At 66.8% G+C, this 22,464-nt stretch carries 18 protein-coding genes; 13 read left to right on the plus strand and 5 right to left on the minus strand.

Annotated features, from left to right (window positions below; all coding sequences use genetic code 11):
- Nucleotides 1-19 precede the first annotated feature (19 nt).
- Both ACEN9H_RS00280 and ACEN9H_RS00285 read right to left on the minus strand, forming a co-directional pair.
- Complete coding sequence (locus tag ACEN9H_RS00280) at nt 20-301, minus strand: hypothetical protein (protein ID WP_056123771.1); 282 nt, start codon at nt 299-301, stop codon at nt 20-22.
- 1 nt (nt 302) lies between these two features.
- Nucleotides 303-773 carry a MarR family winged helix-turn-helix transcriptional regulator gene (locus ACEN9H_RS00285; protein WP_413673382.1) on the minus strand — a complete coding sequence of 157 codons (471 nt, stop codon included), beginning with the start codon at nt 771-773 and terminating at the stop codon, nt 303-305.
- A 98-nt stretch (nt 774-871) separates the two neighbouring features.
- On the opposite strand from ACEN9H_RS00285, the gene ACEN9H_RS00290 reads away from it, so the two are divergent.
- The 11 genes from ACEN9H_RS00290 (at nt 872) to ACEN9H_RS00340 (ending at nt 17,334) form a co-directional block, all read left to right on the plus strand.
- Nucleotides 872-1,789: a DMT family transporter gene (locus ACEN9H_RS00290; RefSeq protein WP_413673383.1), complete on the plus strand. Its 918-nt coding sequence runs from the start codon at nt 872-874 to the stop codon at nt 1,787-1,789.
- An 18-nt stretch (nt 1,790-1,807) separates the two neighbouring features.
- Nucleotides 1,808-2,746 carry a GlxA family transcriptional regulator gene (locus tag ACEN9H_RS00295; protein ID WP_371767379.1) on the plus strand — a complete coding sequence of 313 codons (939 nt, stop codon included), beginning with the start codon at nt 1,808-1,810 and terminating at the stop codon, nt 2,744-2,746.
- 252 nt (nt 2,747-2,998) lie between these two features.
- Nucleotides 2,999-4,240, plus strand: coding sequence for an acetylornithine/succinyldiaminopimelate transaminase (locus tag ACEN9H_RS00300; protein ID WP_413673384.1), 1,242 nt, complete (start codon nt 2,999-3,001; stop codon nt 4,238-4,240).
- A gap of 82 nt (nt 4,241-4,322) precedes the next feature.
- Nucleotides 4,323-5,363: an arginine N-succinyltransferase gene (locus ACEN9H_RS00305; protein ID WP_413673385.1), complete on the plus strand. Its 1,041-nt coding sequence runs from the start codon at nt 4,323-4,325 to the stop codon at nt 5,361-5,363.
- Nucleotides 5,364-5,388: 25 nt separating this feature from the next.
- Entirely contained in the window at nt 5,389-6,420 is a 1,032-nt protein-coding gene (astA, locus tag ACEN9H_RS00310) for an arginine N-succinyltransferase (RefSeq protein ID WP_413673386.1), read from the plus strand.
- Nucleotides 6,413-7,882, plus strand: a complete 1,470-nt coding sequence (astD, locus tag ACEN9H_RS00315; protein WP_413673387.1) for a succinylglutamate-semialdehyde dehydrogenase — start codon at nt 6,413-6,415, stop codon at nt 7,880-7,882. The genes astA and astD overlap by 8 nt, the downstream gene beginning before the upstream one ends.
- Before the next feature lie 5 nt (nt 7,883-7,887).
- Nucleotides 7,888-9,231 (plus strand): N-succinylarginine dihydrolase, encoded by a 1,344-nt coding sequence (gene astB / locus ACEN9H_RS00320; RefSeq protein WP_413673388.1) that lies wholly within the window; start codon nt 7,888-7,890, stop codon nt 9,229-9,231.
- 191 nt (nt 9,232-9,422) lie between these two features.
- The gene (locus ACEN9H_RS00325; RefSeq protein WP_413673389.1) at nt 9,423-14,180 is read left to right on the plus strand and encodes an NAD-glutamate dehydrogenase domain-containing protein; all 4,758 of its coding nucleotides are present in this window, start codon (nt 9,423-9,425) and stop codon (nt 14,178-14,180) included.
- Between the two features lie 3 nt (nt 14,181-14,183).
- Complete coding sequence (locus tag ACEN9H_RS00330; protein ID WP_413673390.1) at nt 14,184-15,170, plus strand: succinylglutamate desuccinylase; 987 nt, start codon at nt 14,184-14,186, stop codon at nt 15,168-15,170.
- Between the two features lie 62 nt (nt 15,171-15,232).
- Nucleotides 15,233-16,348 carry an NADH:flavin oxidoreductase/NADH oxidase gene (locus ACEN9H_RS00335; RefSeq protein ID WP_413673391.1) on the plus strand — a complete coding sequence of 372 codons (1,116 nt, stop codon included), beginning with the start codon at nt 15,233-15,235 and terminating at the stop codon, nt 16,346-16,348.
- A gap of 119 nt (nt 16,349-16,467) precedes the next feature.
- Complete coding sequence (locus tag ACEN9H_RS00340) at nt 16,468-17,334, plus strand: head GIN domain-containing protein (RefSeq protein WP_413673392.1); 867 nt, start codon at nt 16,468-16,470, stop codon at nt 17,332-17,334.
- A gap of 29 nt (nt 17,335-17,363) precedes the next feature.
- Here the strand turns inward: ACEN9H_RS00340 and ACEN9H_RS00345 are convergent, their stop codons facing one another.
- A complete protein-coding gene (locus ACEN9H_RS00345; RefSeq protein ID WP_413337068.1) occupies nt 17,364-18,557 on the minus strand; it encodes a globin domain-containing protein in 1,194 nt (397 codons plus the stop codon).
- 85 nt (nt 18,558-18,642) lie between these two features.
- A complete protein-coding gene (locus ACEN9H_RS00350; RefSeq protein WP_413337067.1) occupies nt 18,643-19,140 on the minus strand; it encodes an RrF2 family transcriptional regulator in 498 nt (165 codons plus the stop codon).
- A gap of 186 nt (nt 19,141-19,326) precedes the next feature.
- Here ACEN9H_RS00350 and ACEN9H_RS00355 point away from each other — a divergent pair, with 186 nt between their 5' ends.
- On the plus strand, nt 19,327-20,814 hold the full coding sequence (locus ACEN9H_RS00355) for an APC family permease (RefSeq protein WP_413673393.1): 1,488 nt from the start codon (nt 19,327-19,329) through the stop codon (nt 20,812-20,814).
- Nucleotides 20,814-21,257, plus strand: coding sequence for a GNAT family N-acetyltransferase (locus ACEN9H_RS00360; RefSeq protein ID WP_413673394.1), 444 nt, complete (start codon nt 20,814-20,816; stop codon nt 21,255-21,257). Before ACEN9H_RS00355 ends, ACEN9H_RS00360 begins: the two co-directional genes overlap by 1 nt.
- Here the strand turns inward: ACEN9H_RS00360 and ACEN9H_RS00365 are convergent, their stop codons facing one another.
- A complete protein-coding gene (locus ACEN9H_RS00365; protein ID WP_413673395.1) occupies nt 21,258-22,358 on the minus strand; it encodes an alpha/beta fold hydrolase in 1,101 nt (366 codons plus the stop codon). It abuts the gene before it with no gap.
- Nucleotides 22,359-22,464 lie beyond the last annotated feature (106 nt).

A 22,464-nucleotide genomic window follows, 5' to 3' on the forward strand; every position in this document is an offset into this window, starting at 1 on the left:
TATACCCCCAGGAACTTCGTCAAGGCTCGCTGAAAATGGCGTCGCAGCCGTCTTTCGGTTCCTCGGTGTCCTGCAGCTCGTCGACGAGGCCGAGGTCGAACAATTCCTCGACCGCGTTCATGAAGCTGTTCAGGGTGGCGGCGCCGATCAGGCGGTAGATCTCGCCGTCATCGTTGCGCACGCCGATCACCATCGGTTCCTCGCGTACTTCGGCGGGCGATGCCACGTCCAGCAGCAGGTTGCCGATGATGTGCTTGTCGAAATGAGGCGGCTTTTTGCCTTCCAGTAGTGCTGTATTCATATCATCCTTCGTCGGCGGGAACATGCCCGCCCGGTGTGACCAGGTCTGGCGCATCGAGCCGGGTGCGCAGCCGGCGCAGCGCGTGGTCAAGTTGTTCGAAATCGCCGTCGCCATAATCGGCGAACAGCTGCTTGCCGTGTGCGACCACGGCCGGAAACACGTTGCGGAACAGGGACTCCCCGTCCGCCGTCAGGCGCACGAGGAACGAGCGCTTGTCGTCGCAATTGCGCGCGCGTTCCACGAGTCCCTTCTGTTCGAGGCGGTCGATGACGCCGGTCAGCGTCCCCTTCGTGATCAGGGTCCGCTCGCCCAGTTCCTTGTAGGTCATGCCGGGCGTGTTGCCGAGGGTGGCGATGATGTCGAATTGCGGATGCGTCAGCCCATGCCGGCGCACCGGTTCGGCGACGAAACGCTCGAACCCTTGCAGGCATTCGGCCAGCAGGCGCACACTCTTCAGATATCGTTCACCCATGAAACGATTATAGCCGCCAGCGCGGGCCGGCCCCAGTCTTCGTCGTTGCGGCCGGGTCCGGTACCATAGCAATCTTGCCAGAATTTATTTCACGTTTCATGACCCAGCATCTGCGCGGCATCCTCGCTCTCGTCGTCGTCGTCCTCGTGTGGGGCACGACATTTCCTGCGATGAAGGAACTGACGGCATACTTTTCTCCCGTCTGGATTATTTTGACCCGTTTCGCCATCGCGACGGCGCTCTTGTCACCGTTCCTGTGGCGCGCACGCCGCACGGACCTGATGCTCGGCGGCATACTCGGCTTGCTGCTGTTCTTCTGCTACCTGTTCCAGGTGGAAGGTCTCGCGCTGACGACCTCGAACCGCAACGCCTTCATCTGCGGCCTGAACGTGCTCGTCGTGCCGCTACTGGGCCTGCTCGGCGGACGCCTGCCGGAGCGCCGCATCGTCATCGCGCTGCTGCTCGCGATCGCGGGGCTCGTGGCACTGTGCTGGGATGGCGGGGGCGGCTGGGGCCGCGGCGACACGCTCGCGCTGCTGGCCGCGCTCACGTTCGGCGCCTACATCAAGGTCATGGAGGTGTATACGCGGCGCGCCGTCCGTCTGATGACGGTGACGGCCGCGCAGATCGGCACCGTCGCCTTGTGCGCGGCGCTGTGGCTGTTCGCGCGCGAGGTACCGCGGGGCAGCATCGACGTCGCGTCCGATGCCGCCAACTACTGGGTCTACATCGGCCACGGGCTGCTTCACTATGCGCCGAACTTCGCCTACCTGGGCGTGCTGTGCACGGCCGCCATCATCTCGATGCAGGCCTGGGGCCAGGCGCGCACGAGTGCCAACGAGGCGGCCGTCATCTATGCGTTCGAGCCCGGCGGCGCCGCGTTTTTCGCGTATTTCTGGCTGGGCGAGGCGATGGGCGGCCGGGGCTGGCTCGGCGCGGCTTTGTTGATCTCCGGTATGATAGTCAGTCAATGGAATGCCGAAAGCCGGCCGGCCGCCGCGCTCGCCCCCGAGTGATGATCCCTGTTCGTCCCAATGCAGCAGCTTGAATTATCCCGCCTCGCGCAGGAGGCGCCGCTGCGCGTGCTGCTCGTGCATGCGGGCGAGCCGGATTCGCTGACGTGGTCCGGCCTCGTGCAGCCGCTGCGCCTCGCGGCCAAGGTGCTGGGGCCGGAACGCCTGCACGTGGACGTACGCACCCCCGACAAATTCGCGGCCGACCAGCGCCATTGGCACCTCGTGCTCCTCGTCGCCGACGAGGCCGAGGCCGGCTTGCGTCCCGCCAACCTGCGCACCGTGATCTCCCGCTGCCGGGCGGCGCCGTGCTGGGGCGGCGTCGGCGCGGGCGTGCTGTGGCTGGCGGAGGCGGGCGCGCTGAACGGTGCGCGCGCCGCGTTGCCGTGGTCGCTGTATCCCGACGTCGACATGCGCGCCGACCAGGCCCTGCTGAGCCCGCACCTGTACGAGATCGACGGCGCGCGCCTGACGTCCTGCGGCGGTGCGGCCAGCATCGACTTCGCTCTGACCCTCGTGGACCTGCTGTTCGGCGCGACGGTCCAGGCGCAGGTGAAGGAAATCCTGTGCGTGGACCGCGTGCGCGGCCCGGACGAACGCCAGCGCGTCGCGCTGCAGGCGCGCTTCGGCGTGCTGCAGCCCAAGTTGACGGAAGCCGTCACCCTGATGGAAGCGAACATCGAGGAACCGCTGTCGACCGACGACATCGCCCAGCTGGCGGGCGTGTCCCGCCGCCAGCTGGAGCGGCTATTCAAGCAATACCTGGGCAGCCTGCCGTCGCGCTACTACCTCGAACTGCGCCTGCAACGGGCGCGCCAACTGCTGCGCGACACCAACTACTCCATCGTGCAGGTGGGACTAATGTGCGGGTTCTCGTCCGGTTCCCACTTCTCCACCGCCTTCGGCGCCCTGTTCGGCAACACCCCGCGCGAAGAACGCCAGCGCAAGCTCAGCCAATAAATTCGGGGTCAGAGCACATTATTTTTGCGAGGTCGCCGATGTTGGCCGACATAGGCCGAGCATCGCCGCAGCTTGGCCGAAGTTTGAAAATAAATGGGACCTGACCCCGAATTTGAGCAACTGTTGCTCGTCCAAAAATGAAAATGCCTGTCGCAGTTTGGAAAGAACGGCAAGGATTGGCTTCTCTATAATGAGTCGCTCGGCGCGGCTGCTGGAGTCCGCGCAACCTTTTATTTGGATGAGGAAAACGTCATGAATGCTAAGCTCGACTCGGGTGTCGCCACGCGGCCTGTCACACGCCAGACTTTCGACGAGGTGCTCGTCCCGACCTACGCACCCGCCGCGATGGTGCCCGTGCGCGCGTCGGGCCTGGACGTCTGGGACCAGGACGGCAAGCATTATCTCGACTTCACCTCCGGCATCGCCGTCAGCAGCCTGGGTCATTGCAACCCGGTCGTCGTCGAGGCGCTGACCCGCCAGGCCAATACGCTCTGGCACGTCGGCAATGGTTACACGAACGAGCCGGTCCTGCGCCTGGCGTCGGCCCTGATCGAGGCCACGTTCGCCGACCGCTGCTTCTTCGCCAACTCGGGCGCGGAAGCCAACGAAGCCGCCCTGAAGCTGGCGCGCAAGTACGCGCACGGCAAGTTCGGCCCGCACAAGTCGCGCATCGTGTCGTGCTATTCCTCGTTCCACGGCCGCACGCTGTTCACCGTGTCGGTCGGCGGCCAGTCGAAGTACACCGAAGGCTTCGAGCCGCTGCCCCCGGAAATCAACCACATCAACTACAACGACATCGAGTCGGCACGCGCCGCCATCGGCGATGACGTCGCGGCCGTGATCGTCGAGCCGATCCAGGGCGAAGGCGGCGTGATCCCGGGCGACATCGAATTCCTCAAGGCGCTGCGCGAGCTGTGCGACAAGACCGGCGCCCTGCTGATCTTCGATGAAGTGCAGTCGGGCGTGGGCCGTACCGGCACCTTCTACGACTACATGAACGTGGGCGTGACCCCGGACGTGCTGACGTCGGCCAAGGCCCTGGGCAACGGCTACCCGATCGGCGCCATGCTGACCACCAACGAGATCGCCCAATACCTGGCCGTCGGCAGCCACGGCACCACGTACGGCGGCAACCCGCTGGCGACGTCGGTGGCGCTGGCCGTGATCGAGCAGATCAACCAGCCGGGCTTCCTGGCGCGCGTGCGCGAGGCGAGCGGCAAGATCGTCGCGAACCTGGAGAAGCTGGCCGCCGACTACCCGCAGCTGTTCACCAAGCCGCGCGGCAAGGGCCTGCTGCTCGGCCTGCCGATGGCCGACGGCTACAAGGGCAAGTCGAAGGACTACACGAAGGTCGCGGAAAAGCTCGGCCTGATGCTGCTGATCGCCGGCCCGGACGTCGTCCGCCTGGCACCGGCGCTGGTGGTCTCCGACGAGCAGATCGCCGAAGCCGACCGCATCATGCGCCAGGCTGCCGACGCGTTCCTCGCCGGCTGATACTGCCAGCACCACCCGGCCGGAAGGGGGGCACCCCAGTCCGGCCGGCTCCGTGAGTTCGATGCCTTTGTCGGGAGAATCCATGTACGTAGTTCGTCCGGTAGAACCAGCGGATGTCGGCGCCCTCGAGACGCTGCTTGCCGCGTCCACGCCGGGAGTGCACACCCTGCCGCGCACGCGCGAAAAAATCGCCGCGTTCGTGGAGCGTTCGGTGGCGTCGTTCGCCGCCCACGTCGACATCCCCAGCGAAGAGTCCTACCTGTTCGTGCTCGAAGACGTCGACAGCGGCGATCTGGTCGGCACCGCCGCGATCCACGCGTCGGCCGGTTCGAACGGCACTTATTTCGCGTTCCGCAACGATGTGATCCAGCAGGTCTCGCGCGACCTGAACATCAGCCACAGCGTGCACGCGCTGACCCTGTGCTCGGAGCTGACGGCGTATTCGCAGCTGTCCGGCTTCTACATTCGCAATCAGGATACTGCCGGCCGCGAGTCCGCGCTGCTGTCGCGCGCCCGTCTGCTGTACGCCGTGCTGGCCCCGCACCGCTTCGGCGACCGCTTCTTCGTGCCGCTGGCCGGCGTCACGGACGAGGGTGGCCAGTCGCCGTTCTGGGATGCGCTGGGCCGCAAGTTCTTCAAGATGGATTTCCTCGATGCGGAGCGCACGATCGGCGGCGCCCGTAACCGCACCTTGATCGTCGAGCTGATGCCGCACTACCCCGTGTACGTGCCGCTGCTGCCCGGCCCCGCGCAGGCCGTGATGGGCCAGATCCACCCGAGCGGCGAACTCGCGTTCGACCTGCTGACGGAAGAGGGCTTCGAGGCCGACGAATACATCGACATCTTCGACGGCGGTCCGATCCTGCAGGCGCACAAGCACGCGCTGCGGTCGTTCTCCGGCTCGATGGTGAAGAAGGTCGCGAACGCCGAACTGCAGCCGCCCACGCGCGGCGGCAAGGCCGCGATGGTGAATTACGCGGTGGCCAGCAGCGAACGCAAGTTCCGCGCGATCGTGCTGCCGTGCGACCCGGCCGAGAGTTCCGACGCCATCTGCCTGCCGCCCGCGGCACGCGAGGCGTTAGGCGTCGCGACCGGCGACAGCGTCATCTGCGTACGCATCTGACGCTTTGGAAAACCATGAGGAACCCATGCTCGTAATCCGCGCAATCACCCTGAACGACATCGATCCGTTGATCGAGATGGCGCGCCAGGTCGGCAGCGGCATGACCACGCTGAAGCCGGACCGCGCCATGCTGGGCGAGCGCGTCGAGACTGCGGTGGCATCGTTCGCGCAGACGATCCCGCCCGAGGAACGCGACTACATGTTCGTGATGGAAGACACGTCCAACGGCCGCCTGGCCGGCGTGTGCGCCATCAAGGCCGCCGTCGGCCTCACGGAGCCGTTTTATAACTACCGCATCGGCACGCTGGTGCACTCCAGCCGCGAACTGGGCGTGTTCACGCGCATGGACACGCTGTACCTGTCGAACGACCTGACCGGCTCCACGGAACTGTGTTCGCTGTTCCTGATGCCGGAATACCGCACGGGCTACAACGGCAAGTGGCTGTCGAAGAGCCGCTTCCTGTTCATGGCCCAGTTCCAGCACCTGTTCACGGAAAAGATCATCGCGGAGATGCGCGGCTACCAGGCGGAGGACGGCACGTCGCCGTTCTACGAGGGACTCGGCCGCCACTTCTTCAAGATGGATTTCAACCACGTCGACGGCCTGACGGCGCTCGGCAAGAAGTCGTTCATCGCGGAGCTCATGCCGCGCCAGCCGCTGTACGTCGCGTACCTGCCGGAAGACGCGCAGGCCGTGATCGGCCAGGTGCACCGCTCCACGCTCCCGGCGCGCAAACTGCTGGAGCAGGAAGGCATGCACTACGAGGGCTACGTCGACATCTTCGACGCGGGCCCCGTGCTGCAGGGCCGCGTGGCCGAGCTGCGCGCCGTGCGCGACAGCGTGCTGACCACGGCCGAGGAAGGCCAACCGGAAGGTGAGTGCGAAGTCACGCTCGTCTCCAACACGAAGCTCGACGATTTTCGCATGGTCCTTACCCAGGCCTGCGACGGCGGCCGCAAGGTCGCGCTATCCGTGCGCGAACTCCAACTGCTGCATTGCCATCCGGGCGATCCGATCCGCTCACTGGCCCTCAACGTAAGGAAGAACAATGGCTAACGTCTCTAATTACATCGGCGGCGAATGGCTGGCCGGTTCCGGTCCGCAGCTCGACACGATCGACCCGTCCACCGGCCGCCAGACCTGGACCAGCAACGAATCCACGGCAGAAGATGTGGACCGCGCCGTAAAAGCCGCGCGCGCCGCGTTCGAAGACTGGGCGCTCACGCCGCTCGAACAACGCATCGCCATCTGCCAGCGCTTCCGCGACCTGCTCAAGGAGCACAACGAGGAACTCGCCGCGATCATCGCCGAGGAAGTGGGCAAGCCGCTGTGGGAAGCCCGCACGGAAGTGACGACGATGGCCAACAAGGTCGACATCTCGGTGCAGTCGCATGCCGCGCGCACGGGCGAAACCGCCGCCAGGGTCGCCGATGGCAACGCCGTGCTGCGCCACCGTCCGCATGGCGTGTTCGGTGTATTCGGTCCGTACAACTTCCCCGGCCACCTGCCGAACGGCCACATCGTGCCGGCGCTGATCGCGGGGAACACGCTCGTGTTCAAGCCGAGCGAATACGCGCCGCGCACCGCCGTGCGTACCGTGCAGCTGTGGGAGCAGGCCGGCCTGCCGCAGGGCGTGCTGAACCTCGTAAACGGCGGCCGCGCGACCGGCGTGGCGCTGTCGCAGCATCCGGACGTGGACGGCATCCTGTTCACCGGCAGCAGCCAGACGGGCGTCGCGCTGCATAAACAGTTCGGCGGCCAGCCGGGCAAGATGCTGGCGCTGGAAATGGGCGGCAACAACCCGCTCGTCGTCTGGGACGTGCAGAACGTCGACGCGGCCGTGCACCACGTCGTGATGTCCGCGTTCATCTCGGCCGGCCAGCGCTGCACGTGCGCGCGCCGCCTCATCGTGCAGGACGGCCCGCAGGGACAAGCCATCGTCGACCGTCTCGTGGAAGTGGCGGGCAAGCTGGCCGTCGGCCCGTCGAACGCGGAGCCGCAGCCGTTCATGGGCCCCGTCGTCTCGGCCGCCGTGGCGAAACGCCTGGTGCAGGCGCAGGAGATGATGGAAGCGCAGGGCGGTAAAGTTTTGCTGCGCATGCGCCAGCTCGACCCGAACGCGGGCTTCGTCACCGCCGGTATCGTCGACGTGACGGATGCGCAGGGCATCCCGGACGAAGAGTGGTTCGGACCGCTGCTGCAGATCGTGCGCGTGGCGGATTTCGACCGCGCCATCGAGGCCGCCAACGCGACGGAATACGGCCTCGCCGCGGCACTCCTCTCGCCGTCGGAAGACTTGTGGAAGCGCTTCGCGGTCAAGGCTAGAGCCGGCGTCGTCAACTGGAACCGTCCGACGACGGGCGCCGCCAGCTCCGCGCCGTTCGGCGGCGTGGGCAAATCGGGCAATCACCGTCCGAGCGCCTATTACGCGGCCGACTACTGCGCGTACCCGGTCGCCTCCATCGAAACCTCTGAACTGGACATGCCGGCCAAGCTGTCGCCCGGTCTCACCTTCTGAACGATATGCGCAACGCACGCGAATTCAATTTCGACGGCCTCGTGGGCCCGTCGCACAACTACGCCGGTCTCTCGTTCGGCAACGTTGCCTCGTTCAACAATGTGCGGAGCGCGTCGAACCCGCGCCAGGCCGCGCTGCAGGGCCTCGCCAAGATGCGCGCACTGGCCGCGCGCGGCTTCGCGCAAGGCTTGCTGCCGCCGCAGGCGCGTCCGAACTTCCGCCTGCTGCGCCGCCTCGGCTTCACGGGCACGGATGCCGACGTGCTGGCACGGGCGTACCGCGAATCTCCGGTGATCCTCGCGTGCGCGTACTCCGCATCGCCGATGTGGACCGCGAACGCCGCCACCGTCAGCCCGTCGGCCGACACGGCGGACGGCCGCGTGCACTTCACCGCCGCGAACCTGAACAACAAGCTGCACCGCGCGGAAGAACATGTGCAGGCGACGCGCACGCTGCGCGCCCTGTTCGCGAACCCGGACCGCTTCGTCGTGCACGACCCGCTGCCGTCGACGCCTGCGTTCGGCGACGAGGGCGCCGCCAACCACACGCGCTTCGCCAGCGCACACGGCGCGGCCGGCGTCGAGTTTTTTGTCTATGGCCGCGTCGAGTTCGACCCGTCCGCGCCCGCGCCGACCAAGTATCCGGCACGCCAGACGCTGGAAGCATCGCAGGCCGTCGCCCGCCTGCATGGCCTGGACGCGGCACGTACCGTATTCGCGTCGCAGAATCCGGCCGTGATCGACCAGGGCGTGTTTCATAACGACGTGATCGCGGTCGGCAACGGCAACGTGCTGTTCTACCACGACCAGGCGTTCGCCGACGAAGCGGCCACACTGGAAGCGCTGCGCCGCGCGCTGGGCGTCACCGGCACCGACCTGCGCGCCGTGCGCGTGGACACGGGCGTCGTCCCCGTCGCCGACGCCGTCGCCAGCTATCTGTTCAACAGCCAGCTGCTGTCGAAGCCGGACGGCGGCATGGCGCTCGTCGTCCCGCACGAATGCCGCGAGACGGCGACCGTGGCCCGCTACCTGGAGCAGCTGGTGGCGAGCGGTGGCCCAATCGACGAGTTGATCGAATTCGACCTGCGCCAGAGCATGCGCAACGGCGGCGGCCCCGCGTGCCTGCGCCTGCGCGTGGTGCTCACGGACGAGGAAGCGGCCGCGATGCACCAGGGCGTGCTGATGACGGAAGACCTGTACGCGCGCCTCGTGCCGTGGGTCGAGCGTCATTACCGCGACCGCGTGGAGCCGAAGGACCTGGCCGACCCGCAACTGGCCATCGAGTGCGCCGCGGCACTGGAAGACCTGGAGCGCATCCTGGGCTTGCCCGGTCTTTACGACCTTTCATGATTTAATAGCGCATCGTTTCCGGGAGGGTGTACCTCGAAAAACCGTCCAGGTTTTTCGACGTACACCCGAAGAAGCACAAGAAATCTGGACGGGACAACCCTGTCCGTACCAGCCGGGAACATGTGGCCACAAGCCGCGCCGAACCCGGCGCAACAAACCAGCTTTTGGAGAAGCTAAAAATGAACAAAGACATGCCTCACGATCTGCGCACGCAAACCCTCGCGCTGGTCAACGAGAACAAGCCGGCCGACGCCTCGGAACAAGTGGGCGCGCTGATCGGCGCCTGGATCGGCGCCCTGGACGAGGACGACCTCGCCGGCATCGATCCCCGCAACCTCGCCGCCATCCTGTGGGATGCCTTCGCCCAGGTGGCGCAGCGCACGACCGACGGCTGCCAGATCGCGGAGAATCGCTATACGGACGGGCGCTGCGGCATGTCGACCGCCTTGCTGATCCTGAACGAGGACATGCCCTACCTCGTCGACTCGTTCGTGATGGCGCTGCGCCGCCAGCGCGTCGTCGCGTCGGGCGTGCTGAATACGGTGCTGCCCGTGCGCCGCGATGAAGCCGGGCGCGTGGTCGCCGTCGGCGAAGCGGGCGCGCCGCTGGAATCGTATGTCCTGTGCCTGCTGGCGGAAGACCTGCCGCAGGACGAGCTCTCCGAACTCGTCGCCCGCATCCAGATGGTCGCGCGCGACGCCGCCATCGTGCACCGCGACGCCGTCGCCATGGCCGACCGCATGACTTTCGTCGCCGCAGCAGCCGCCGAGAAAGGGCATGATGCGGGCACGCCGTCCGGCCAGGAAGTGGCGGCCTTCCTCGACTGGGCCAAGAACGAAGGCTTCGAACCGTTCGGCTACGCGTATTACTTCGTCAAGCCGGGCGTGCGCGAACTCGAACGCGACATCCCGAGCCGCATCGGCGTGCTGCAGGATACGTCGCACCCCGTCTACGGCACCTGCCTGCAGAACATCCCGGGCGACTTCGAGATCCTGTCCAAGCGCGACGAGACGCTGTCGATCGTGAAGGCCGACGTGGCCGGCACCTTGCACCGCGACCAGCCGCTGGATTTCATCGGCGTGCGTGACACCGACACGCAGGGCAACACGATCGGCGAACACTGCTTCGTCGGCCTGTTCACCCGCGCCGCCACGTCGACCCCGCTGGCGCGCCTGCCGTTCGCGCGCGGCCGCGTCGCGAAAGTGCTGTCGATTGCCGGCGTGCGTCAGGAAGGCTTCCGCGCCGAGAAATTCCTCGAGATCCTGGAGTCGCTGCCGCGCACGGAAGCACTGGAAGCGGATCCGGACTGGCTTGCCCAGGTGTGCAGCTCCGTCGTCTCGCTGTACAAGCAGCCGCGCGCGAAAGTCTTCGCCCGCCGCGACGTGTACCAGCGCCACCTGAACGTCCTGGTCTATTTGCCGCGCGAGCGCTACAGCGCCGCCGTCGTCGCCGCGCTGGCGCAGGCACTGAAGGAAAGCTCGGGCGCCGTCGACGTGCGCACGCAGACGCTCGTCGCCGATGGCCCGCTGGCCCGCGTCTACCTGATCGCCCAGGCCGCGCGCTATCCGCTCGACCTGGAATCGGACATCCAGAAACCGCTGCTGTCCGTGCTGGACGGCTGGCATGACCGCTACACGGCGCTGACCGACACGGTCGAAGACGTCCCGACCCGCAACGCGCTGCGCAAGATCCTGCCGACGCTGCCGGTCAACTACGTGGCCGCGACGGCGCCCGAAATCGCTTTCCGCGACGTGAGCGCGATCATCGCGAACGGCCAGCAGGGCCACGTCTCGGTCCGCATCGAGACGGATGAAGCGGGCGTCACGTCGCTGCGCCTGTACTCGACGAACACGATGCCGTCGCTGTCGCGCATCCTGCCGGCGCTGCAGAACGCCGGCGTCGCCATCGACCGCGAACAAAGCTTCTGGATCGACACGGCCGACGGCACGCGCCGCTACATCACGGGCCTGATCGTCGACGCGGATTCGGCCGCCAAGCTGGCCAAGCCGGGCGTCGCGGAAGTCGCGGGCGAACTGTTCGCCGCGCTGTTCAACGACGAAGCGGAAGACGGCCGCCTGAACGGCCTCACCATCGAAGGCGGCCTGGCGATGCGCGAAGTGCAGCTCGTGCGCGCCTACATCAGCTACTGGCGCCAGGCGGGCAGCAAGTTCTCGACCCGCTACATGGCCGAGACGCTGCGCCCGCGCGCGAACCTCGTCAAGGAACTGGTCGAAGGCTTCGAACTGCGCTTCGATCCGAAACGCAGCGCCGAAGAGCGCGCCGAGGGCGATGCGAAACTGGCCGCGCTGAAGGCGGACCTGGCCAAGGTCAACCACGCCGACACCGAGGAAATCATGGCCGCGCTGGTCGATCTCGTGATGGCGACAGTGCGCACCAATTACTATCAAAACGATGGCGAGAAGATCATCTTCAAGCTCGACACGAGCCACCTGGCGCTCGTGCCGGAACCTCGCCCGTTCCGCGAGATCTACGTGTTCTCGCGCCGCTTCGAAGGCTTGCACCTGCGCGGCGGCCCGGTCGCCCGCGGCGGCCTGCGCTGGTCCGATCGCATGGAAGACTACCGCACCGAAGTGCTGGGCCTCGTGAAGGCGCAGATGGTCAAGAACGCCGTCATCGTGCCGGCCGGCTCGAAGGGCGGTTTCGTCTGCAAGCAGATGCCGAAGGATGCGGCGCGTGACGTCGTGGCGGCCGAAGGCGAAGCCGTCTACCGCCTGTTCATCGCGAGCCTGCTGGAAGTGACGGACAACCGCGTGCGCGGCGAGATCGTGCCGCCGACGGACACCGTGCGCTACGACCAGGACGACCCTTACCTCGTGGTCGCCGCCGACAAGGGCACCGCGACGTTCTCCGACATCGCCAACAGCATCGCCGTCTCGCGCGGCTTCTGGCTGGGCGACGCGTTCGCATCGGGCGGTTCGAACGGCTACGACCACAAGAAGATGGGCATCACGGCGAAGGGCGCGTTCGAAGCCGTGAAACGCCACTTCTACGAAATGGGCCATGACATGAACACGACCCCGGTGACGATGGTCGGCGTGGGCGACATGTCGGGCGACGTGTTCGGCAACGGCGTGCTGCTGTCGCGCCAGCTGAAAGTGCTGGCCGCGTTCGACCACCGCCACATCTTCCTCGACCCGAACCCGGACGTCGTCGTGTCGTTCAATGAGCGCAAGCGCATGTTCGCGCTGCCGCGTTCGTCGTGGGACGACTACGACAAGGAACTGATCTCGGAAGGTGGCGGCGTGTTCCCGCGCACCGCGCGCCACATCGAGCTGTCGCCGCAAGTGCGCGAAGCGCTGGCCATCGAAGAGACGTCGCTCACGCCGGAAGAACTGATGCACCGTATCCTGCTGGCGCCGGTCGACCTGTTCTACAACGGCGGCATCGGCACTTATATCAAGGCGTCCACCGAGACCCACGCGCAGGTGAAGGACCGCGCCAACGACAACATCCGCGTCAACGGCAACGAGCTGCGCGTGAAGGTTGTCGCGGAAGGCGGCAACCTGGGCGCCACGCAGGCCGGCCGTATCGAATTCGCGCTGGCCGGCGGCCGCATCTTCACGGATGCGATCGACAACTCGGCCGGCGTGGACTGCTCCGACCACGAAGTCAACGTCAAGATCTGGCTCGACACCGAAGTCAACGCGGGCCAGCTGGACGAGGGCGAGCGCAATCGCCTGCTGACCGAGATGACGGGCGATATCGAGAAGCTGGTCCTGCGCGACAACACGCTGCAGACGCACCTGCTGGTGCGCGAGGCGCAGGCGCAATCGGACAGCGCCGTCGTCGACGGCTACGCTGTCCTGATCGCGAGCCTGGAGGCGGAAGGCGCCGTGTCGCGCGAGCTGGAGCAGCTGCCGAGCGAGACGGAACTGCAGCGCCGCAAGGCCCTGGGCCTGGGCTTGACGACGCCGGAACTGGCCGTCGTCGTCGCCAACGTCAAGAACCGCTTCAAGCGCATCCTCGCCGCGCTGCCGCTGACGGAACAGCCGTGGGCCGAGACCATCCTGCGCCCGTACTTCCCGGCACAGCTGGTGGCCACGCGCGATCCGCTGGCGCACCCGCTGGCCAACGCGATCCTCGCGACCGTGCTGGCCAACGAATCCGTCAACCGCTGCGGCCCGCTGATGCTGCGCGACCTGGCGCTGGAACACCGCATCGACGACGCCGAAGTCGTGAAAGCGTGGGGCCAGGCGTGGGCCGCGCTGCACCTGGCGCCCGTGTTCGAGGCACTGGACCATGACGCGCTGGTCGTGCCGCGCGACGTGTCGCAGACCGTCGATGCGCGCACCCGCGTGATGCTGCGCACCGTGATCGAAGGCGTGCTGTCGCTGCCGGCCGAGCAGGCCGGTGCCGGCGGCATGGAAGAGTTGTCGAACCTGTTCGCCCAGCCGGAACAACTGCGCCAGCTGATGCCGGCGAAGCTTGACGCGGACAGCCACGCGGGCCTGTCGTCGTCGTTCGTGCAGGCGTGGAAGGCCGTCGACACGGTCGAATCGCTGGCGGCGTTCCTGTTCGCGGCCGTCTCCGTCCAGCGTCCGCAAGGCATGTCGCTGGCCGAGTTCCTGCGCGTCGGCATGCTGCTGCGCGAGCAGGCCGGCATCGACACCTTGGAACGCGGCCTCAAGCTGCCGGCCACCAGCAAGTCGCAGGAACAGCTGCGCAACTACGCGCTGCAAGCCCTGCGCCGCACGCAGCAACGCCTGCTGACGGAAGTGCTGGCGGCGAGCCGCACCAGCGGCGACATGCAGTCGGCCGTGCGCGAGCTGACCGCGGCGATGGGCCTGTCGGCCGGCTACGTCCAGCCGACGGACCTGGAGCAGGCGATGCTGGCCGTGTGGTCGCTGTCGGAAGGGTCGAGCCCGGACCGCATCGCATCCGGCACCGCGGCGTCGACCGTCGCCACCACCGTCGCGAACCTGGCGTAAGCGATGGCGGCCACCTTACCGAAGGAAATCCGGGCACTGGCCGAAGGCGACTTCGGCGAGGTCGCCGCCCGCTTCGCGCAAGCCGGCTTCACGGTCGGCCTGCCCGCGAAGGGCGTGCTGACCGTGAAGGCCGCGACGCCGCCGGCAGAGCGGCCCGCCGTGCTGCTGTCGGTGGGCGTGCATGGCGACGAGACGGGGCCGATCGAGATGGTGGCCTACGCCATCGAGGCCCTGTCGCGCACGCCGGGCGAGTTCGCGGTGGACCTGATGCTGTGCGTCGGGAACATCGACGCCATCGCGGCCGGCAAGCGCTTCATCGACGCGGACCTGAACCGCATGTTCCGCGACCAGCGCGGCGACCTGGCCGGCACCTTCGAAGCCGGCCGCGCGGACACGCTGATCGCAGCCACGGCTGCATTCTTCGACGGCAGCGGCCCGCGCCGCTGGCACCTCGATCTGCACACGGCGATCCGCGGCTCGCGTTATCCGCGCTTCGCGATCGTGCCGGAGCTGATCGCGGACGAGCCTCGCCGCGCGCTGATCGCGTGGCTGGGCCTCGGCGGCATCGAAGCCGTCATCATGAACCCGGCGTCCGCAGGCACGTACAGTTACTGGACGGCCGAGCGGCACGGCGCCGCGGGCACCACCGTCGAACTGGGACGCATCGGCACGCTGGGGCAGAACGACCTGTCGCAGTTCGCGGCGATGGCGTCGGCCTTGCATGGATTGCTGCGCGGGCAGGCGCAGGCGGGCGGCAACGAACCCATCGTGTTCAACACGGCCCAGTCGATCACCAAGCTGTCCGATGCGTTCACGATGAGCTTCGGGCGCGACACGGAGAACTTCACGCCGCTGAAAAAGGGTGACGTGATCGCGCGCGACGGCGATACCGTTTATACCGTTCAGCACGACGAGGAGTGCGTCGTGTTTCCGAATCCCGACGTGCGCGTGGGGTTGCGGGCAGGGATCATGGTGGTGCGCGCCGGTTGAAAGCGCGTTTGCGCCATGCGCGCTAGACTGGCTCTTTGAAACACAAAGGGGAGTCTTCACCCATGAGCAAGCTGTTTTCTTCGATCCAGCTCGGCCCGCTCGAGCTGGCGAACCGGATCGCCATCGCGCCGATGTGCCAGTACTCCGCCGACCGCGGTTTCGCCACCGACTGGCACATGATCCACCTCGGCCACCTCGCACTGTCCGGTGCCGGTCTCCTCATCATCGAAGCGACCGCCGTGACGGAAGAGGGGCGCATCACCTATGCCGACCTGGGCCTCTGGTCCGACGAGCATGCGGCGGCGCTGGAGCCCGTCGTCAATGCGATGCGCAAGCACGCACCGATCAAGATCGCCATCCAGCTCGCGCACGCGGGCCGCAAGGCATCGAGCGAGGTGCCCTGGAAGGGCGGCGCGAACATCCCTGCCGACCATGAGAATGGCTGGCAGACCGTGGCGCCGTCCGCGATCCCGCACGCGGAGGGCGAGACCGTGCCGCTGGCGCTCGATGCCGCCGGCCTGCAGCGCGTGAAGGACGGTTTTGTCGCCGCCGCGCGCCGCGCCGATGCGCTGGGCCTGGACGCCATCGAACTGCACGCCGCTCATGGCTATCTGCTGCACCAGTTCCTGTCGCCGCTGTCGAACCGGCGCGACGATGCATATGGCGGTTCGCTGGAAAACCGCATGCGCTTTCCGCTCGAGGTGTTCGAGGCCGTGCGCGCGGCCGTGTCGCCCGAGATGGTGGTCGGCATGCGTATCTCGGCCAGCGACTGGGTCGAGGGCGGCTGGGACCTGGAACAGAGCCTCGTGCTGACCAAAGCGCTCGAAAAACTGGGCTGCCAGTTCATCCACGTGTCGAGCGGCGGGCTGTCGCCGCACCAGAAGATCCCTGTCGGTCCGGGCTACCAGATCGAGTTCGCCGCGCGCATCAAGGCGAACACGCCAATGCCGACCATCGGCGTGGGCCTGATCACGGAAGCGAAGCAGGCCGAGACCATCGTGCAGACCGGCCAGGCGGACATGGTGGCGCTGGCGCGCGCGATGCTGTACGACCCGCGCTGGCCGTGGCATGCGGCGGCGGAACTGGGGGCGACGGTCAGCGCGCCGCCGCAGTACTGGCGCTCGCAGCCGCACGAGTACAAGCATCTGTTCGGCGATACGCGCCTGGGCCAGCGCTGACGGTCGTCGCAGGTTTTCCTCCGTTCGTTCCGCGTTTTACACCGTCCGTCGCATGCAGGCGGACGACCCCGGGTACCCTTGCTAGAGTGGCACGGTCAATAACAACAAGGCCATCCACCATGCGTACTCCGTTCGCCATCGCTCTCACCTGCGCCATCCTCGGCGGCTGCGCCATCATCGTCGCCCCGGGCGGCGATGGCGACTACCAGGTCCGCACGCCATTCTCCAGCGATTCCATCGAAGGCAACGGCGTGCCCGGGCGCGACGAGCGCACGATCGCCACCGTGCCGGCGCTGGAAGTGAACGGCACGATCACCGTCGACGTGCGCGTGGGCCCGGCGACGTCGCTGGTCGTGGAGGCGGACAGCAACCTGCTGCCGTTCATCCGCACGGAGCTGCGCGGCGACCGCCTCGTCATCGAGAAGGAGCGCTCGTTCCGCACCAACAATCCCGTGCGCGTGACCTATACGGTGCCGCGCTTGACGGACGTGCGCCACAATGGGTCCGGCCGCATGTCCGTGCAAGACCTGAACGGCGGACCTCTGGTGGTGGAAGAGCGGGGATCGGGTTCCGTGCTGCTGACGGGCCGCGTCGCCGGCCTGGACGCGGTACTGAACGGCTCGGGCAGCATCGACGCGACGACGTTGCAAAGCAGCGGCGGCAACCTGACCCTGAACGGTTCCGGCCGCGTCGTCGCGGGGCGCATGCAGGGCGAGCGCCTGACGGCGAGCCTGAACGGCTCCGGCCAGCTGCGCGTGACGGGTGCGGTGCGCCACCTGGCGGCGCGCTCGAACGGTTCCGGCCACCTGGACCTGGCGGACCTCGTCAGCGAGCAGGCGGACCTGTCGTCGACGGGATCCGGTGGCATGACCGCGAACGTGCGCCAGTCGCTCGTCGCGCAGAACGGCGGTTCCGGCGGCATCCGTGTGTATGGCAATCCGTCGCAGCGGACCGTGAGCGGGAAGCTCGTCCAGGTCGTGAATTAAAAACGCCGGCGCGAAGGCCGGCGTTTCGATTACAGCAGGTGGTCGAGCAGCTCCGGACCGAACACCTCGCGGTACAGGCGGCCGGCCGGCACGCCCGCATTCAGGAGACCGAGCCACTGGGCCTGCATGAACTTGTGCGGGCCGCACAGGTAGACCGACGCCTCGTCGTGCGGCCATGCCGGCAGCTTCGCCACGTCCATGCGGCCTTCGATCACGCCGGCCGCACCTTGTGCGTCCTCGTGGAAGGTCACGACGGACAGGTTCGGCATCACGGACACCAGGCCTTCGACTTCCGCGCGCAGCGCGTGGTGGCCGGCGTCGCGTGCGGCGTGCGCGAAGATCACGCGGCGCTGCGGATTCACCTGCGTCACGCGCTTCAGGGCGGACACCATCGGCGTAATGCCGACGCCAGCCGACAGCAGCACGAGCGGCGCGTCGCCTTCCGTCTCCGGCAGGAACTCGCCGAACGGGTGCGACACCTGCAGCGTGGCGCCGACCTTCACGTTGGCGTGCAGCCAGTTCGACACTTCACCGGCCGGCGTATCGTCCACGCCGTCTTCGCGCTTCACCGAGATGCGCAGGTCTTCACCATTCGGCGCATCCGACAGGCTGTACTGGCGCAGCTGGTGACGGCCGCCCGGCAGGTCGACCGCGACGCTGACGTACTGGCCCGGCTTGAACGCGGGGACCGGTTTGCCGTCGGCGGGGACGAAGCGGATCGACAGCACGTTGACGGATTCCGTCTTGACTTCCACGACGCGCATCGGACGGGTGTCGCCCGGCTGGATGCCGGCCGTGCTGTACAGGTTCGCTTCCGCTTCGATCAGCAGTTTGGCGAGCGAGTTGTAGGCTTCCTTCCACGCGTTCAGCAGCGGTTCCGTGGCGGCGTCGCCCAGCGTGGCCGCGATGGATTCCAGCAGGTGCTTGCCGACGATCGGGTAGTGCTCGGCGCGGATGCCGACCGACACGTGCTTGTGCACGATGCGCTCGACGACGGGACCCAGCGCGCCCGGGTTGCCGATGTTGGCCGCGTACGCGAACACCGCCGATGCCAGCGACTGCTGCTGCGCCCCACTGGCCTGGTTCCCCATGTTGAAAATGCGGGTCAGTTCAGGATGCGCGCCCAGCATGTTCGTGTAGAACAGCTTGGTGATCGTCAGGCCGTGCTGGCGCAGGACGGGGACGCTGGCATCGATGTAGGGGCGGGAAGCTTCCGAAATCATGGTGGTTCCTTTAATTATGCATTTAAGATGCAGATTTAAGATTCAAAAAAAGGCCCGCACAGCGGGCTTGCCATCAATATTGAAGTTAATCCTCACTCACCGGCTCGGGCAGGGCCACGGCGGTTTTCGCCGCTGCGCTATCCCAGAACATGCGATGCATGCGCACCACCTGTTCGCCCGTGCCGCCGGCGGTCGCGTGGGCCAGCGTGTAGCGGTCCATCGCGTCGTAGAACGCCCGCATGCCGGCGCGCAGCATGCCGCGCAGCTGGCAATCCATCTTCAGCGCGCAGTCCGTGCCGTCGCAGTCGACCAGCTCGTCGTCTTCGCCTTCCAGCTTGCGCAGTACCTGGCCGATCGTCAGGGTGGCGGGATCGGCGGCGAGGCGCAGGCCGCCGTTGCGTCCGCGGGTCGCCTGCACCCAGCCCAGCTTGGCCAGTTGCCCGACCACTTTGACCAGGTGGTTCAGCGGGATGTCGAATTGCTTGCCGATCTCGGCCACCGTTACCGGATGCGGACGTTCTCCCGCGCGTTCCAGATAGATCAGGACACGCAGGCCAATATCGGAGAATCGGGTGAGTCGCATCGGATCAGCTCAGTGGTTACGAGCGTATTCTAACTCCATGTGCGTATTCTACCTAAATCTGCATTAAAAATGCATGTTTAGCGGAAGTATTTTTTTTCCCGCAGTGAAAGCAGTGCCGGGAACTGGCCCTATAATCGCGGACTTTGGATAAGACAACAGCGCTACCCGCGCCAAGAGGACGACGACGTGAACCAGACACTGGGCCAAAAGCTCTTTCGTACCAAGACGTCCGAGCACAAGCTCGATGACGGCCATGCCCACGCCCTGGGCCGCTCGCTGGGCTTGTTTCCCCTGACGATGATCGGCGTCGGTGCCACGATCGGCACCGGTATCTTCTTCACGATGGTGGAAGCGGTGCCGAAGGCCGGTCCGGCCGTCGTGCTGTCGTTCCTGATGGCCGCCGTCACCGCGGGCCTCACCGCGCTGTGCTATGCCGAACTGGCCAACCGCGTGCCGGCCGCCGGCTCCTCGTATTCGTTCGCCTACGCCACCGTGGGCGAGTTCGCCGCGTTCATCGTCGCGGCCTGCCTGCTATTGGAATATGGCCTGGCCGCCAGCGCGACCGCGATCGGCTGGTCGGATTACCTGAACAACTTCCTGCAGAACGCGCTCGGCTGGCAGATCCCCGACGCGCTGCGCTCGCCCCTGGTCGTCGCGGGCAAGAACGGCGGCGTCGAATTCCACACGGGGCACATCAACCTGCCGCCGATCCTGCTCGTCGTGCTGTGCTGCGTCCTGCTGATCCGCGGCACCAAGGAATCGGCGACGACGAACGCCATCATGGTGCTGATCAAGCTGGCGATCCTCGTGTTCTTTTCCGCGATCGCGCTGTCCGGCTTCGACATCAACAACTTCCACCCGTTCGTCTGGCCGGCGGACGGCAAAGGCGTCGGCGGCCTGGCCGGCGTGACGGCGGCCGCGGGCACCGTGTTCTTTTCGTTCATCGGCCTGGACACCATCGCCACGGCCGGCGAGGAGGTCAAGGACCCGACGCGCGACGTCCCGATCGGCATCCTGGCCGCCCTCGGCATCGTCACCGTGTTCTACATGCTGGTCGCGATCGCGGCCCTTGGCGCCCAGCCGGCGTCGATGTTCGCGGGCCAGGAAGCGGGCCTCGCCGTGATCCTGCAGAACGTGACCGGCAAGGCATGGCCGGCGCTCGTGCTGTCGGCCGGCGCCGTCATCTCCGTGTTCTCGGTGACGCTGGTGACGATCTACGGCCAGACGCGCATCCTGTACGCCATCGCCAAGGACGGCCTCGTGCCGAACGCCTTCCGCAAGGTCAATCCGCGCACGCAGTCGCCGGTGACGAACACGCTGATCGTCAGCATCGTCGTGGGCGCCGTGGCGGGCCTCGTCGACTCCACCTTCCTGTGGGACATGGTGAGCATGGGGACGCTGGTCGCGTTCATGGTCGTGTCGATCGCGGTGCCGGTCATCCGCCGCAAGCAGGGCGAGACGGGCCGCAAGGGCTTTCGCGTGCCATTCGGGCCTTACCTCGTGCCGGGGCTGTCGATCCTCGCGTGCCTGTATCTCGTCGGCGGGTTGTCCAGCACGACTTATACGGTGTTCACCATCTGGATGGCGGTGGCCGTTCTCACGTATTTCGGGTATGGGATGCGGAACAGCCGGTTGAACAAGGCGAATGCGGCGCAGGCCGAGTTGACGCACTGATGACGGCACCCGCGCTCCGCCCCGCCTGCGCGGCGGACCATCCGCACCTGCTCGCGCTCTGGCTCGCGTCCGTGCGGGCGACGCACGCTTTCCTCGGCGAGGACGACGTGCAGGCCCTGGTGCCCATCGTGCGCGACGTCGTGCTGCCGGGACTGGAAATCTGGGTCCTCGAATTCGCGCCCGGCGCACCGGCCGGCTTCATGGGACTGGACGGCGCCGCGGTCGAAGCGCTGTTCGTCGCGCCGGAACACTTCCGCAAGGGCGTGGGCACGATGCTGCTCGCCCATGCGCGCCGCCTCAAGGGCGCGCTCAGCGTCGACGTGAACGAACAGAACCCGCAGGCGCTGGCCTTCTACCTGCAATGCGGCTTCGTCCAGGTGGGGCGTTCGGCGCTCGACGCGGCGGGACGGCCATTCCCCATCCTGCACCTGCGCGAAGCCTGACTACCGGGCCAGCGGACGGACGTACGTCAGCAGACTGACGAGCGTCTTCCCCGGCTCCTCCCACGGCACCATGTGCGCCGACCGCTCGAACCACACGGCCTGCTTCTTCGGCGCCTTGACCTGCCTGAGCCACGCCTCCGTCGGTGCCGTCGGCGTCGTGTAATCGTGCCGGCCCAGGAACATCACCACCGGGATCGGGAAGCTTTTCACGTTCGAGAAGTCCACCTGCACGAACTCCGGCAGGATGCGGCCCAGCGTGAGCAGGCTGCCCTGGTCGATGTCCTTCACCTGCTGCGCATCGTATTCGGGCGACAGGCGCGGGCCGTCGAAATAATAGGCCGACTCGCTGCGGTAGGCGCTCAATCCGCCGTAGTACTGCGGCCATTTGCGCGCGACGATGATGCGTTCGCGCGTGATCGGCTGGTTGCCGGGGTAGGGCGCGATCGACTGCAGGTCGCGCAGCGCTTCCTCGTTCTTGTGCGCCTTCGCCTGTGCCAGCGCGTAGTCGAAGCTGATCCGCTCGTTCTCGCGCACGCTGATCACCTGGCCGATGCCGACGTAGGCATAAAACAGGTCCGGACGTTTCAGCGCCGCCTTCATGCTCACGATGGTGCCCCAGCTGTGGCCCATCAGGATCAGCTTCTTCTTGCCGTAGCGCCGGCGCAGGTGCTCGGCCACTTCGATGGCGTCGTCGACGTAGCGGTCGATGTGGATCGTGTCCGCGACCTGCGCGGGATCGGTCTCGCCGTACGTCTTGCCGGCGCCGCGCTGGTCCCAGTTCGCGATCGTGAAGTATTCCTCGAGCGGGCGTTCGAACTGCCACAGGGTCGGCGTGACGGGCGACGCGGGGCCGCCGTGCACGAACAGGATCATCGGGTTGTCGCGCTCCTGGCCGCGCACGGTGAACCACTGGTCGATGCCGCCGATGCGCGTCTTGTACGATTCCTGCACGCCGTGCGGCGCGACGATTTTATCGAGGTCCGCCACGATGGCGCGGGCTTGCGTCCATGCCTGCGTCCGCACTTCCTGAATGTTGTCGTCTTGCGCGCGCACGTTCGCGCATGCGACGGCGAGCAGTGCCCAGATCCAGATCCGCTTCATACCGATTCTCCTTATGCGTGATGTGCAGGCAGTGTAAGGAATCGGCTCCGGGCCGGCAGGCCCGATGGCATGGATTGCGCATTGCGCGGTATGAGATGCAGACGGC

The sequence above is a fragment of the Massilia cellulosiltytica genome (assembly GCF_047325105.1).
GTDB classification, from domain to species: domain Bacteria; phylum Pseudomonadota; class Gammaproteobacteria; order Burkholderiales; family Burkholderiaceae_D; genus Telluria; species Telluria orientalis.